The following is a 14,813-nucleotide window of genomic DNA, read 5'->3' as shown; positions in this document are numbered from 1 at the left end:
ACCTGACGAAGAGACGAAGTGACGAAGTGACGAAGAGATGAAGAAGGGAGACGCCATGACGGATGTCGTCCTCGTCGCCGGCGCGGCCGGCGGCATCGGCCGGGGGCTCGTCGACGCCCTGCTCGCCACCGGTGCGGGGGTCGCGGCACTCGACCTGGAGGCCAACCCGGCCGCCAGCATGTCGCTGCCCTGCGATGTCACCGACCAGGCGGCCGTCACCTCCGCGGTGACCAAGGTCACGGCCGAACTCGGCGCACCGACACGTCTGGTCTGCGCGGCCGGCACCGTCTCCGAGGCACCGCTCACCGACCTCGACACGCACGAGTGGCAGCGGGTGGTCGACGTATCGCTGAAGAGCACGTTCCTGCTGGCCCAGGCTGTCCTGCCCGGCATGGTCGACGCCGGTGACGGCGCCATCGTCACCATGTCCAGCGGCTACGCGAGAAAGGGCTACCCGCTGGGCGCGCACTACGCGGCGGCGAAGTCCGGCGTCGAGGCGCTGACCAAGTCCATCGCCCTGGAGTACGCGGGCCGCGGTGTGCGGTGCAACGCGCTGGCCCCCGGCCCGATCCGGACACCCATGATCGAGAAGAACCCGGCGTTCGACGAAGCGGGCCGGGCGGCGCTCATCCCCTTGGGGCGGATCGGCGAGGTGGCCGATGTGGTCGACCCGGTCCTGTTCCTGCTGAGCGACGCCGCGCGCTACATCACCGGCCAGGTGCTGCACGTGAACGGGGGACTGCTGATGCCCTGACGGAACTCTTCATGCCTGCAATCCAGCGACTGCACGGACCCAGGTCCAGCAGCCAGTCCCATCACCGGGTCGCGCTGAACGCGACAGTCAAGGCGAGGAGATGCCTCATGACGCAAGCACGCCGAAGCCGCTACGGCTCGGACGTCATCGTCGAGCTGATGCTCGAGGCGGGCATCGAGCACGTGGCCTTCAACCCGGGGGCCAGCTTCCGCGGCATCCACGACTCGCTCGTCCACACAGCGGGTGCGCCACGGATCACGCTCTGCATGCATGAGGCCGTGGCAGTCTCCGTCGCACAGGGCTACGCGAAGGCGGCGGGCAAGCCGATGGCGGCCCTGCTGCACAACGTCGTCGGCCTGCAGAACGCCAGCATGGCGATCTACAACGCCTGGTGCGACCGCGCTCCCGCGCTGCTCCTCGGCGGCACCGGCCCCAAGGCCAAGGGCCGCCGCCGCCCATGGATCGACTGGATCCACACCGCGTCCGTCCAGGCCAACATCGTCCGCGACTTCACCAAGTGGGACGACGAGCCGCACGACGTCCACAGCGTCGAGGAGTCGTTCGCCCGCGCCATGGGCGCCCTCGGGTCCGTCCCCAGCGGGCCGGTCTACCTCTGCTACGACGTCGACCTGCAGGAAGACCCCCTGCCCGAGGACTTCACCCGGCACGGTCTGGACCGCTTCCCGGTCCCGACCCGGCCCGCGCCGGCAGCCGACGACATCGCCTGGATCGTCCGCACGCTGCGCGCCGCGCGGCGTCCCGTGATCCTGGCCGGATACGCGGGCGAGACGTCCGAGGCGTTCGCCGCTCTGGTCGAGCTCGCCGAGGCCCTCGGCGCCCCGGTCGTCGACACCGGCGTGCGGCACGCGTTTCCCACCACACACCCGCTTGCCGCGATGCACGTGCCCGGGATCCTGCGGGAGGCGGACGCCGTCCTCGCCCTCGACGTGGAGGACCTTCAGTCGCCACTGGCCGAAGCGGCCGGCGACACCGAACGGCCCCAGGCGGTCATCAACGTCTCCCTCGCCGGCCTCAAGCTGCGCGCCTGGGCGCACGACTACCAGGCGATGGCCGCGGCCGAGCGGCACATCACCGCCGCCGCCGACCGCGTCGTCGAAGCCGTCCTCGACCAGCTGCGCCGGCAGCCACTGCCCGCCGACCTGGTCGCCGCGCGGCGTGCCGAGTACGCCGACCGCACCACCGCGGCGCGGCGCGGCTGGGCGGCCACGGCCGCCGCGGCGACGGCCGACGGGGCGATCCCCCTCGAGCGCGTGCTGTACGAGGTGGCCGGTGCCGTCGACGGGACCGACTTCGTGCTCGGCGGCGGCAGCAACGGCCGGCTCGAGCACAAGTATCTGCCGCTCACCAGGGCCCGCCAGTACACCGGTTGGGCCGCCGGCGGCGGCCTCGGCTACGGCGTCGGCGGCGCGCTCGGCACCGCGCTCGCCCAGCAGCCCGGCACCATCACCATCGACGTACAGGCCGACGGCGACCTGCTGTTCCTGCCGTCCGCGCTGTGGACCGCCGCCCACCGGTCGCTGCCGGTCCTGGTCATCGTCAACAACAACCGCCAGTACGGAAACACCGTGGAGCACGCCGGCACGATCGCCCGGCAGCGCGGCCACGACGATGCCCTGCGCTACGTCGGCGCCGGGCTCGCCGACCCGCCCGTCGACCTCGCCGCGATGGCCCGGTCGTTCGGCGTGTGGGCCGCAGGGCCCATCAGCGACTCGCAGACTCTCGCCGAAAACCTCGCACAGGCAGTCAAGGTCGTCAGCTCGGGAAAGCCGGCGCTGCTCGACGTGCTCACCCCCGGATTCTGACCGGATTCTGAACCGAGACAGGAGGGTCAGGCATGACCACCACGCAGGGGGCCGATCCGATCGCCACGCATGTCGCGGGCTCCGACTTCAAGATGCTCATCGACGGCACGTTCACCGACGGCGCCGAGGGCGAGGTGCGCCAGGTGACCGACCCGTCCACGGGCGCGCCGCTGACCCGGATCCCGCTGGCCGGAAAAGGCGACGTCGAGCGCGCTGTCGCCGCGGCAGCCGCGGCGCAGCCGGCCTGGGAGATGCTGGGCGTGCAGGGGCGCAGCCGGTGCTTCGCGCGGTTCGCCGACCTCGTCGCCGAGAACCGGGAGCGGCTGGCGATGCTGGACGCGATCGACTGCGGCAACCCGGTCAAAGCCATGCGGACCGACGTGGACATCTGTGCCGCCTACCTCGACGGCTGGCCGGCGTTCGCCAGGTCCATGATGGGCCAGGTCATCCCGGCCAGCCCTGGCAATCTGCACTACACCGCACACCGTCCCTACGGCGTCGTGGGCCGCATCACCGCGTTCAACCACCCGGTGATGTTCGCCATCACCCGGCCGTTGCCGTCGCTCATCACCGGCAACACCCTGGTGATGAAGCCGTCCGACGAGACCTCGCTGTCCACGCTCGCGCTCGCCGAGCTGTTCCACGAGGCATTCCCGCCCGGCGTCGTCAACATCGTCACCGGCGACGGCGCGACCGGCGACGCGATCGTCACCCACCCGGACGTGAAGCGGCTCGCGTTCACCGGCTCGGTGACGACCGGTCTGCTCATCCAGCGCCGCGCCGCCGAATCCGGTCAGGTCAAGCACCTGTCGCTGGAGCTCGGGGGGAAGAACGCGATGGTCGTCTTCCCGGACGTGGACATCGACGAGGCCGTCGAGGGCGCGATCCACGGCATGAACCTCGACGTCTGCCAGGGACAGTCCTGTGGCTCCAACTCCCGCGTCCTGGTGCATGCGAGGATCTACGACGAGTTCGTCGCCACCATGGCCCGCAAGCTCGGCGACTACCGCGTCGGCATCGCCTACGACGAGACCACCGACGTCGGCCCGGTCGTCAGCAAGGCGCACTGGGACCGCGTCACCGGCTACATCAACGCGGGTGTCGAGCAGGGGGCCACCCTGGTGCGCGGGGGAGACCGGCCCGCCGGCCTGCCGGAGTCCGGACACTTCATCGAGCCCGCACTCTTCGCCGACGTGACCCTGCGCATGCGGATCGGCCGCGAGGAGATCTTCGGCCCGGTCATCTCGGTGTTCCGGTGGGACGACTACGACACGATGATCGCCGAAGCCAACGCCCTCGACCTCGGCCTCACCGCGAGTGTCTGGACCAACGACCTGGCCATCGCCCACAAGACCGCGGACGCGCTCGACGCGGGCTACGTGTGGATCAACGACTCCACGAGGCACTACTTCGGCACCCCGTTCGGCGGCTCGAAGAACAGCGGCATCGGCCGCGAGGAGTCGCCGGACGAGCTGCTCAGCTACCTGGAGCAGAAGGTCGTGCACACCCGCCTTTCAGACGCCGAGACGTCCCTCATCCGGCTGCTCGACACATAAGGGGAGATGACATGACCGCACCGTTCTTCGACCACTCGCCGATCGTCGCCCGGCCCGCACTGCGGCTGCCCGAGGGCAAGCGCATGGCCGTGTGGTTCGGACTCAACCTTGAGCACTACGAGTATGGCAAGCAGGCGCTTTCCCTGGCCCCGTTCACCGCCGGGCTCACCCCCGACCCGCTCAACCACGGCTGGCGCGAGTACGGGCCCCGGGTCGGTGTCTGGCGTCTGATCGACGTCTTCGACCGAGCGGGAGTCCAGCCGACGGCCATCCTCAACAGCGAGGTCAGCGACCGGTACCCGGAGATCGTCAAGGCCGGCGTGGAACGCGGCTGGACCTGGGTCGCCCACGGCAGCAACAACTCCACCTGGCAGACGCTCCTCGAACCGGAGGAAGAGCGCGGCTACATCACCCAGGTCGCCGACCGGATCACCGAGGCGACGGGGGTGCGCCCCCGCGGCTGGCTCGGGCCGGCGCTGACCGCGTCGCCCAACACGCTCGGACTCCTCGCCCGACTCGGCTTCCGCTACTGCCTCGACTGGGGGATCGACGACGAGCCGTTCCCCTTCAGGACCGACGGCAACGGCGGCCCCCTGCTGTCGGTGCCCTACAGCACGGAACTCAACGACATCCCCTTCTACGTCCTGCACCACCAGACCGGTGAACAGTTCCGTCAGGCCATCGTCGACGCGTTCGACCAGCTCTACGCGGAAGGAGCCACCCGGCCGCGGGTGCTGGGCATCGGGCTGCATCCGTTCCTGTCCGGTCAGCCGTACCGCGCCCGCTATGTCGCCGAGGCGCTGGCCCACATGAAGCGGTTCGCGGACGTGTGGTTCCCGTCGGCAGACGAGATCGCCGACTGGTACCTCGAGGAGACGTCATGACGCCGGACGCCGCGGGGCAGGAGAAGCGGGAGGTCGTCATCGTCGGCGCGTCGCTCGCCGGGCTGCGCTCCGCACACACGCTGCGAGACGAGGGCTACGACGGGCCGCTCACGATCATCGGCGACGAGCATCATCCACCGTACGACCGGCCACCGCTGTCGAAGGAGCTGCTGGCCGGCAGGTCGGAGCCGGCGGACCTGTCGCTGCCGGTCCACGAGGACCTGCGGGCCAGATGGCTGCTCGGCCGGCGCGCCGTGGCGCTCGACACGGCGCGCCGCGTCGTCCGGCTGGCGGACGGCACCGAGGTGCCCTACGCGGGTCTGGTGCTCGCGACCGGCAGCGGCACCCGCACGCTGCCCGCCTTCGACCACGCCGCGCCCACCGTGCACGTGCTGCGCACGATGGCCGACGCGCTGGCGCTGCGTGACGCGCTCGGCCCCGCCACCCGGCTGCTGATCGTCGGCAGCGGGTTCGTCGGCGTCGAAGTGGCCTCGTCCGCGCGCTCGCTCGGCGCCGAGGTGACCATGGCGAGCCTGGACGAACCCCTCGCGGTTGCCGGGCACCTGGTGAGCGAGGCGGCACGGCGGCTGCTGACCGACGGCGGCGTCCGGCTCGTCACCGGGCACACCGTGACGTCCGTGGACGCCGCGGCCGGCGCCGCGCACCGCATCGGTCTGTCCGACGGGTCGGCGGTCGACGCCGACCATGTCGTGGTCGCCATCGGCTCAGTGCCGAACACCGGCTGGCTCGACGGGTCCGGCGCCAGCCTGGGGGACGGCGTCGTCTGCGACGAGCGGCTGCGCGTGCTGAGCACCGACGGTGCCATGGACGACCGGCCGCTCGACGGGGTGGTCGCGGCCGGTGACATCGTCAACTGGCCGAACCCGGCCTTCGGCGGAATGCCGATGCGGGTCGAGCACTGGAGCAACGCCGTCGAGCAGGGCGCCGCCGCTGCGCGGACACTGCTGCACGGCGCGGAGGCCAAGCCGTTCACGGGCGTGCCGAGCTTCTGGTCCGACCACTTCGGCATCCGGCTGCAGAGCGTCGGCCTGCCCACCCTCGCCGACCGCTTCGAGGTCATCGACGGCACGGTCGCGGACGGCAGGTTCGCCGCCGAGGCATACGCGGGAGACCACCTCGTCGGTGGCGTTGCCTACGGCAGGCCGAAGGCGATGGTCACGCTCCGTATCAAGCTCGCCAGGACCGGTGTACCGCCCGTGCTGACACGGAGCAAGCCATGACAACACCTGTCGAGTCGCCCTGGTGGGCCGAGCTGTTCGAGGGCGAGGAAGCCCATGCGTACCGGGGGATGGGCGGAGCGGCCCGCCGTCCTCTCGGACGGAAGCCGGCCGTGCTCGTCATCGACGTCGTCCGCGCCTTCACCGGTACCGAGGGGCAGAGTCTCTCGGAGGCCGTCGCCGACTTCCCGACCAGCTGCGGCCCGGCGGCATGGACGGCGATGCCCCATCTGAAGCGCGTGATCGACCTGGCGGCCGGCCATGGCTGGCCGCTGATCTACACCGTCGCCGAGATCGGCGCGGCCGGCCGCTACGGCGGCACGGTCAAGGGCGACGGCGGCGCTATGGGATCGCCGATGGACAAGCCCGGCGCGCAGGACATACCCAAGGAGATCGCACCGCCGCAGGGCGCGCTGGTCATGCCGAAGCCCAAGGCCAGCGCGTTCTTCGGCACGTCGCTGACCGCCTACCTGCTGCGGCGCTCAGTGGACTCGCTGATCGTGACGGGCTCCACCACCTCGGGCTGCGTGCGGGCGACCGTGACCGACGGCCACTCCCACGGCTTCCCCGTCTTCGTGGTGGAGGACGCCTGCTTCGACCGCGCCCGGCTGAGCCACGGCGTCAACCTGTACGAGATGAACGCCAAGTACGCCGACGTCCTCACCGCCCACGCTCTGGCGCGGCTGGCCGCCGACGGCGCCGGCGGCGAATAGCCCAGGAGGCAAGCTCAGTGCGCATCGCTTTGGTCCAGGTCGCCTCGCCGGCCGGTGAACCGGTCGCCCGGCGACGAGCCCGGGTCGCGGAACTGGTGGCCGACGCCGCGGGCAGCGACCTCGTCGTGCTGCCGGAACTGTGGGCGATCGGCTACTTCGCCTTCGACTCGTACCAGGCGGCGGCCGAGCCCGCCGACGGACCCACCACGACGGACGCCGCCCAGTGGGCCCGCGACCTGCACTGTCACATCCTCGCCGGCAGCTATGTCGAGCGTGACGACGACGGGCGCCTGTTCAACACCACCGCGCTGATCGGCCCGGACGGCACCGTGCTCCACCGGTACCGCAAGGTGCATGTGTTCGGCTACCAGTCCCGCGAAGCAGCACTTCTCACCCCGGGTGACGAGGTCTCGGCGGTGCCGACCCCGTTCGGATCGCTGGGCGCGACGACCTGCTACGACCTGCGCTTCCCCGAGATCTGGCGAGGGCTCGTCGGCGTCGGCGCCGAACTCGTCGTGACGCCGGCGGCATGGCCTCAGGCACGGCTCGAGCACTGGCGGCTGTTCACACAGGCCCGCGCCGTCGAGGAGCAGATCCTGCTGATCGCGTGCAACGCGGTGGGCGAGCAGGGCGGGGTCCGGCTCGGCGGGCACTCCCGGGTGATCGATCCGTGGGGAACCGTTCTCGCCGAGGCGGGCCAGGACGAAGGAATCACAACGGTCGAGGTCGATCCGCGGGTCGTCGCACGGACGCGCGCGTCCTTCCCGGTGCTGGGCGACCGGTACGAGGCTTTCGCGGCGGACGGCAGCCGTGCGTCGGCGGTGGAACGGAAAGGAACGCTCCCAGTGCGGCTGCGAGTCATGGGCACCGGGGACACCCTGGAGGTCGCCGGGACCTTGATCATCGCCGGGTACACCGGGAGCGATGCCGACCGGGTACGGGAGCACATCAAGGAGCTCGCGGCGATCGGCGTGCCGCAGCCGCCCGAGGTGCCGATGGTCTATCCCGTGGACTGGTCGCTGCTGACCACGGCGCCGTCGATCTCGGTCGCCGGCTCCGGCACCTCGGGGGAAGTCGAGCCGGTCCTCGTCCGCCACCGCGGAGCCTGGTACCTCGGCGTGGGATCGGACCACACCGACCGCGAGGTGGAACGCGAAAGCGTGCACGAGTCGAAGAAGGCATGCCCGAAGCCGATGGCCGACACGGTGATCGCGCTCGGTGTGGACCCGATGACCGGCGCTTACGACGCGGACTGGAAGGCCATCAGCCTGACCAGCGGCGTCGACGGCGTCGCATACCAGCGGGGCAGCCTGGCCGCGATCCGCATGCCGAGCGACCTGCTGCCCCGCGTGCTGACGGGCGTCGACCCGGATGAGGACCTCGTCGTGTTCTGCGGCACGGTGCCCATCCTCGACGGCGAGTTCCGTCCCGGGTGGCGGTTCGACTGCCGACTCGCCGTGCCGGGATCCCGTCCGATCGACCTCACCTACACGACCCGGAGCCATCGAGGGAAGGGAACCAAGTGAAAGCTGAACGTGAATTCGAGGCCGTGAGCGAGACCCCGTTCACCCCGACCGAGCCGCGGCTCGACGGCCTGGACGAGCGGATCATCGCGCGGACCGGCACGCCCGGCGTCGTCACGCGCATGCTCCGGTTCGCACCCGGCCTCGACACGACGGCGAACGGCACCCTGGCCCACGACTTCTGGGAGGAGGTCTACATCCTCGACGGCGAGATAACCGATCTGCGGCTCGGGAAGACGTTCGTGGCCGGCGACTACGCCTGCCGCCCGCCGGGCATGGACCACGGGCCCTGGCGGGCCGGAGACGCCGGCTGCCTCACCTTCGAGGTCCGGTACAGCGCCGACACGATCTGACAGCCCCAGGGCCGCCCGGACGGCGTGGATGCCGCCGGTGGCCGACTGATCTACCTCACCCCCAGGAGAACGCGCACGTGCTCACGTTCGGCATCCCAGACGTCATCTCCCCCTCGTACTTCCCGCTCATCGCCGCATCCGACCTCGGCTGCTTCGCGGCCGAGGGCCTTGAGACGACCGTCGACCTCGTCGCCCCCGTTGATCACGCCGTCGAGGTGATGCGCGACGGCGGGCTCGACTTCGTCGGAGGCTGCGCCCACAGTGCGCCGCACGCGTTCCCGCAGTGGCGGGGTGCCAAGATCGTCGGCGCACTCTCGCAGAACACCTACTGGTTCCTCGTCGTACGCCCTGATGCCGGCGTCACGGCAGCCAACCTGTCCGCGCTCAGCGGCCTGACCATCGGGGCGGCGCCGCTCGTCGACCTCGCGCTCCTGCGCACTCTGCGCGAACTCGGGATCGAGGATGTCGATGTGCGGCCAGTGCCCGGGGCCTTCCTCGGCTCCGACAGGAACTTCGGGGTGGCCGCGGCGAAGGCGCTCGAGGCCGGACTCATCGACGGGTTCTGGGCCAACGGCATGGGCACCGAGGTCGCCGTCCGAGCGGGGACCGGCACCGTGGTCCTGGACGCACGCCGCGGGCAAGGGCCGCCCGGCAGCGAGCACTACACGTTCGCCGCACTCCTCGCGACCGACGCTCTGATCCAGCGTGAGCCCGACACGGTCGCCGCGGTCGTGCGCGGGCTGGTGGCAGCACAGCGGGCACTTGCCGCCGACCCGTCGCTCGCCGCGGAGGTCGGGTGCGAGCGGTTCCCGGAGTTCGAGGCCACTCTCATTGCCGATCTCATCGCCAGGGATGCGCCCTTCTACCAGGCAGCCGTGGCGCCCGAGCGCATCGACGACCTGTCGCGGTTCCAGCTCGACATGGGCCTCGCCGACGGACCGGTCAGCTTCGGGGACGTGGTGGCGGCGGACTTCGCGCCACTGTGGAGCTGACCCCACCGCGCCCACGACGGCCAGCCGGGCGTCTCCCGCGATCGAGCCTCACCATCTGCTGGACGTGACTCGGACCCCGCCCAGCCGCACGACCCCAGGTCCGTAAGCCTCAGATCGCGCACGGACAGCATCAGCACGATGTCGACCACCCCAAACCCCCTTTAGCGGACCAAGCCCTCTGCCGAGCCGGAAACGAGCCCGCAACAGCAGTCACCCTACCGAGCCCGCACGTCGGTGCTCGGGAAGCAACGTCAGCTCCACCGCCGATTGCACCGCACCCGGGGCACACAGCACCGCGTCCGCCAGTTCGAACAGCTCATCGCCCCGCACGGTCAGACACGCGTACAACTCGTCCCGGAAGCGTGACGCTTCCGCGAACGCTTCCCTTTCAGCAGCATCAGGCAGCAGACTCACCCCCACGGCCTTCGTCGTGGTCACGTGCACCGTGGTCGGAGCACATGATCAGGCGAAGGCCGCCCCAGCGTCCGGCGAATGCCCAGCTGAGCCACCCAGTTCGAGACGCCGTTCGACGTCAGTCAGGCAGCGCCACGGTGAGATCCACCTCGACGAGCTGTCCGGGAAAGCCCAGCTGGGAGACGCCCAAGAGCGTGCTGGCGGTAGTGAACGCCGGACCGAGGGCAGAGTCGGTGAGTCGACGCCACGCGTCTCCGAGAACATCCCTCTCATCGCTCCGCACGTAGATCACTGACCGCACCACGTGGTGCGGCTGGGCACTCACCGCTGCCAGGGCAGTGAGCGCGTTCGCGACAACCTGGTCGACCTGTGTCTCGAGGGAACCGGAACCGACGAGGTCACCGTTCCGACCAAGTGGGCACTGCCCCGCCAGATAGGCCGTACGGCCTGTCTCCACCACGGTGATGTGGTGGTAGCCGGGCGTCTCATGTAGCTGCTCGGGGTTGATGCGGGTGATCTTCTCAGTCATGCCCCCGAGCATGACCAGCATGGTGCCGGCACGCACCGCAATTTCCCCGCCGGCAAGCACTCCGCAGCAACCCGGGGATAGAGAACAGGCTGAGAGCCCGGGTCAGCGGTCCTCACCGGGGACCCGTTGCCGCGCGCCACCGGAGGTACCTCCGGGCGAACCGGCTGACTGGCGGCCGGCTCCGACACGGGGCCACTCGGCGCGACCTCTGCGGTCGGCGACGCCGCACTCGACTGACACCGCAGAGCACTGAATGCCGCGTCTCCGGGGCTGCGCACATCGGCCGGCGATGCCGAGTCACTGACCGCACCTGCATATCCCTTCATAATGGACATATGCAGGGAGCTCCACCCCGGCGAGGAGCACGATGAACGCCTCCAGCGACCACGACAGGGGCGAGGCGTTTGCACTCGGCGGCATCGCGTCCGCGCTGGTCGACGGCGAGGGTATCGTGGTGCGATGGTCCCGTACGGCCGCGGAGCTGCTTGGCCGTACGGCCGCGGAGGTCTGTGGCCGGCCGATCGGACGGCTGCTCGCCGACGCACCGGACCACCGGGATCGTCGCGCCACGCGCGGCGAGGCCGGGATGCCCGCGGCGGGGCAGGCGGTGCTCCGGCACCGCTCCGGCCGGACGGTCGAGGTCACCTTCCACGCGCTGCGGCTGGACGACCGCTCAGAGTGGCTGCTCCTGGCAGCTCCCACCCGGCAGGTGACCGACTGGGAACAGGGCACGGCCTTCCTGCGCGCGCTGCTCGCCCAGGACCGGATCGGCGTCGGCATCCACGACACGGACCTGACCGTGGTGCGGACCAACCTCACCCCCGACATGTTCGGCGGACCGGCCCCGGCGGTCGGCGGCCGGCTGCGCGAGGTCCTCCCCGCCCGGGACGCCGAGGACGCCGAGGCGGTGCTGCGCCAGGTCCTGGACACCGGCGTGCCGGTGATCGATCGAGACCAGGCACGGTCACCGTACGTGTCCGGACGAGTGCGGGCCCTGTCCCTGTCCGCCGTCCGGCTCGAAGACGCGGCGGGCCGCCCCACGGGTGTCGCCGCGGTGTTCACCGACGCCACCGAGCGCCAGCGGGCCCGTCGGCGCCTGGAGCTGACGCACGAGGCCGCCACCCGGATCGGCGGTTCCCTCGACGTCACGCGCACCGCCCAGGACCTGGCGGACGCCCTCGTCCCCGCCTTCGGAGACCTGGCGTCGGTGCACCTCGCCGAGGCCGTACTCGAGGGGGACGAGCCACCGAAGATCCTCGGCGGGGGAGAGCTGAACCTGCGCCAGGTGGCCGTGTCCTCGGCCACCGGCGTGTGGCCTGCGTCCCTCCCCCCGGCGGGCGCGGTGCTCCCACCGCTACCGGACTCGCCCCGCCTGCGGGCGTTGCAGCGCGGTGAGACCTTCCTCCTGCCCGACCGGGCGAGCGTGCTCGCCGCGGTCGAGGGCAGCCCGGACGTGATGCGGCTGTTCATCCCCGAGCACGGGCAGTCGATGGTGGGGACCGCGCTGTCCGCCCGTGGCCTGCTGCTCGGCACAGTCACGGTGTTGCGTACCGAGCAGGCCGAACGCTTCGAGCAGCAGGACGCGGACCTGCTTGCCGAGATCGCCTCGCGGGCCGCACTCAGCGTGGACAACGCCCGCCGCTACACGCGCGAGCACCGCGTAGCCATCGCCCTGCAGCAACGCCTGCTCCCCGCCGCCACCCCCGACACCCCGGCGGCGGAGACCGCGGGCCTGTACCGGCCCGCCGCCGGCGGGGCCGAGATCAGCGGCGACTGGTACGACGTCATCCCCCTGCCCGCCCTCCGGGTCGCCTTCGTCGTGGGTGACGTGATCGGCCACGGCCTGCCCGCCACCGCCACCATGGGCCGCCTGCGCACCGCCGTCCACACCCTGGCCGACCTGGAGCTCGACCCCACCGAACTCCTCACCCACCTCGACGGCCTCGTCCAGCAACTCGCCGGCGAGGCGCCCCCCGGGCAACGGGACACCATCGGCGCCACCTGCCTGTACGCCGTCTACGACCCGGTCACCCGCCGCTGCGACCTCGCCAGCGCCGGACACCTCCCACCCCTCGTGGTCCGGCCCGACGGCACCACAACGGCGATCGACATCTCTCCCGGACCGCCCCTCGGTGTCGGAGGCATGCCGTTCGAGACCACCACGCTCGACCTGGAACCCGGCAGCGTCCTCGCGCTGTACACCGACGGGCTGATCTCACGCGACGACCACGATCTCGACGCCGGCATCCGGCGGCTGGCGGGCAGCCTCGCCGCGCTGTGCCGCCCCGACCGGGACGTGGACGACACCGGCCGCGCCCTCCTGGCCGACACCGGCTTCGCCCCGCCCCGCGACGACATCGCCCTGCTCCTCGCCCGCACCCGCGCCGTCCCCACGGAGCACACCGCCAGCTGGGAGTTCCCCGCGGAGCCGGCCGTGGTCGCCGACGCCCGGGAGGCGACCGCCCACCAGCTGGCCCGCTGGGGCCTGCACGAGCTGGTCTTCACCACCGAGCTGGTCGTCAGCGAACTGGTCACCAACGCCGTCCGCCACGCCGGCGGCCCGGTCGGCCTGCGCCTCATCCGCGAGAACGTGCTGATCTGCGAGGTCACCGACCCCAGCAACACCCAACCCCGCCTCCGCCGAGCCCGCACCACCGACGAAGGAGGCCGCGGACTGTTCCTGGTCGCCCAGCTCACCACCCGCTGGGGCAGCCGCTACCGCCAGCACGGCAAGACCATCTGGACCGAACAACCCCTCACCACAGCCACGCGTCCCGCGCTCTGAGCGGTGCCACACCGCCATGACCCGCGTGCGACGTCTTGAAGGCACGGGCGAGGCTCCCTAGAGTCCTTCGGTAAGCGGGGTTGCAACGTCACAATAGGTCTTCTACACCTGGAGCCGCCCATGTCCCCCCACGGGATCAGCCGCCGCCGCGCCCTCACGTTGGGCGCCGCACCCGTGGCCGCCGCCGCTCTCGCCGGCACCGTCGCCGCCACCCGGTCCGCCGCGTCCACCCCCACCAACAACGCCGCCGGTTCCCGAGCCACCGCCGGCGCGGGCCTCCTCGCGGAGCCCGTGAACCCCAACGCGACGCCCCAGGCGCGCAACGTGCTGGACTTCGTCACCAGCCAGTACCGCAACCACATCCTCTCCGGCCAGCAGGAATCCACCTGGATCGGCGGGCCGGAGTACGAGATGGACCACATCTACGCGAACACCGGGAAGTACCCCGCCATCCGCGGCCTCGACAAGGGCGACTCCCCGGACTACGCCTCGCGCGCCATCGCGTGGTGGCAGGCCGGCGGCATCCCCATGGTCGGCTACCACATGGGGGCGCCCACCCACCCCGACACGTATGAGGGCACCCAGATACCCGTGTCCATCGACGCGGTTCTCACAGAAGGCACCGCCGAGTACGCGTCGTGGATGGAGCGCCTCGACGGCGCAGCCGCCCAACTCCAGCAGTGCGCCGACGCGGGCGTCGCCGTCATCTGGCGTCCGTTCCACGAGGCCGGCGGCACGTGGTTCTGGTGGAGCATGGAGGGAGGCGAACAGTACAATCGCCTGTGGCAGTTCATGTTCGACTACTTCACGGACACCAAGGGCCTGAACAACCTCGTCTGGCTGCACGGCTTCAGCGGCGAGCCCGACGGGGCGTTCTACCCCGGCCCGGAATACACGGACATCGCCGGCGCGGACACGTACGCGGGCGACCACAACCACGACCCGCTCAAGGCGTTGTACGACCAGACCCACTCGATCGCCGGCGACACCATCCCCATCGCGCTCCACGAGAACGGGCCCATCCCCGACCCCGACGGCATGCAGTCGGAGGGAGCCGCCTGGGTGCTGTTCAACACCTGGCACGGCAATCACCTGACGGTGAGCAACTCCGTCGAGCATCTCGCCAAGGTCTACAACCACGACTACGTCATCACCCGCGACGAGGTCCCCGACCTGTCCTGACACGAGCCGTCCCACCTCCCCCCGCCGGGCCGCGCCCGGCGCCCCAGGACCGCCACGCCCTCCGGGC

At 71.1% G+C, this 14,813-nt stretch carries 12 protein-coding genes and 1 pseudogene; 11 read left to right on the top strand and 2 right to left on the bottom strand.

The genetic code is table 11. From position 1 onward, the window contains the following. Positions 1-55 precede the first annotated feature (55 nt). From ACTWQH_RS11460 to ACTWQH_RS11420, 9 genes are all read left to right on the top strand, one after another. The gene (locus ACTWQH_RS11460; protein ID WP_443286337.1) at positions 56-754 is read left to right on the top strand and encodes an SDR family NAD(P)-dependent oxidoreductase; all 699 of its coding nucleotides are present in this window, start codon (positions 56-58) and stop codon (positions 752-754) included. A 107-nt stretch (positions 755-861) separates the two neighbouring features. Beyond that, complete coding sequence (locus tag ACTWQH_RS11455; protein WP_443286336.1) at positions 862-2,577, top strand: thiamine pyrophosphate-binding protein; 1,716 nt, start codon at positions 862-864, stop codon at positions 2,575-2,577. A 32-nt stretch (positions 2,578-2,609) separates the two neighbouring features. Beyond that, complete coding sequence (locus ACTWQH_RS11450) at positions 2,610-4,133, top strand: aldehyde dehydrogenase family protein (protein WP_443286335.1); 1,524 nt, start codon at positions 2,610-2,612, stop codon at positions 4,131-4,133. 11 nt (positions 4,134-4,144) lie between these two features. Next, entirely contained in the window at positions 4,145-5,017 is an 873-nt protein-coding gene (locus tag ACTWQH_RS11445) for a polysaccharide deacetylase family protein (RefSeq protein ID WP_443286334.1), read from the top strand. Continuing rightward, positions 5,014-6,258 carry an NAD(P)/FAD-dependent oxidoreductase gene (locus ACTWQH_RS11440; RefSeq protein ID WP_443286333.1) on the top strand — a complete coding sequence of 415 codons (1,245 nt, stop codon included), beginning with the start codon at positions 5,014-5,016 and terminating at the stop codon, positions 6,256-6,258. The genes ACTWQH_RS11445 and ACTWQH_RS11440 overlap by 4 nt, the downstream gene beginning before the upstream one ends. Then, entirely contained in the window at positions 6,255-6,968 is a 714-nt protein-coding gene (locus tag ACTWQH_RS11435) for an isochorismatase family protein (protein ID WP_443286332.1), read from the top strand. Before ACTWQH_RS11440 ends, ACTWQH_RS11435 begins: the two co-directional genes overlap by 4 nt. 17 nt (positions 6,969-6,985) lie before the next feature. Next, entirely contained in the window at positions 6,986-8,494 is a 1,509-nt protein-coding gene (locus tag ACTWQH_RS11430; RefSeq protein ID WP_443286331.1) for a nitrilase-related carbon-nitrogen hydrolase, read from the top strand. Between the two features lie 23 nt (positions 8,495-8,517). Then, positions 8,518-8,844 carry a cupin domain-containing protein gene (locus ACTWQH_RS11425; RefSeq protein WP_443286330.1) on the top strand — a complete coding sequence of 109 codons (327 nt, stop codon included), beginning with the start codon at positions 8,518-8,520 and terminating at the stop codon, positions 8,842-8,844. Between the two features lie 77 nt (positions 8,845-8,921). Then, complete coding sequence (locus ACTWQH_RS11420; protein WP_443286329.1) at positions 8,922-9,836, top strand: ABC transporter substrate-binding protein; 915 nt, start codon at positions 8,922-8,924, stop codon at positions 9,834-9,836. Between the two features lie 228 nt (positions 9,837-10,064). Here the strand turns inward: ACTWQH_RS11420 and ACTWQH_RS11415 are convergent. Further along, positions 10,065-10,250 (bottom strand): annotated as a pseudogene (locus ACTWQH_RS11415) (NF041680 family putative transposase); the annotation flags it as partial. Positions 10,251-10,368: 118 nt separating this feature from the next. Beyond that, positions 10,369-10,779: a RidA family protein gene (locus ACTWQH_RS11410; RefSeq protein WP_443286328.1), complete on the bottom strand. Its 411-nt coding sequence runs from the start codon at positions 10,777-10,779 to the stop codon at positions 10,369-10,371. Between the two features lie 367 nt (positions 10,780-11,146). On the opposite strand from ACTWQH_RS11410, the gene ACTWQH_RS11405 reads away from it, so the two are divergent. Beyond that, positions 11,147-13,564, top strand: coding sequence for a SpoIIE family protein phosphatase (locus ACTWQH_RS11405; RefSeq protein WP_443286327.1), 2,418 nt, complete (start codon positions 11,147-11,149; stop codon positions 13,562-13,564). A gap of 120 nt (positions 13,565-13,684) precedes the next feature. After that, entirely contained in the window at positions 13,685-14,746 is a 1,062-nt protein-coding gene (locus ACTWQH_RS11400) for a glycosyl hydrolase (protein ID WP_443286326.1), read from the top strand. Positions 14,747-14,813: the final 67 nt, after the last annotated feature.

Origin of the sequence: Streptomyces sp. 6N223 (genome assembly GCF_052246635.1) — a bacterium.
In the GTDB taxonomy this organism is placed as follows: Bacteria; Actinomycetota; Actinomycetes; order Streptomycetales; family Streptomycetaceae; genus Streptomyces.
The sequence above is the reverse complement of the archived record's forward strand: the minus strand, read 5'-3'. Positions and strand labels throughout refer to the sequence as shown.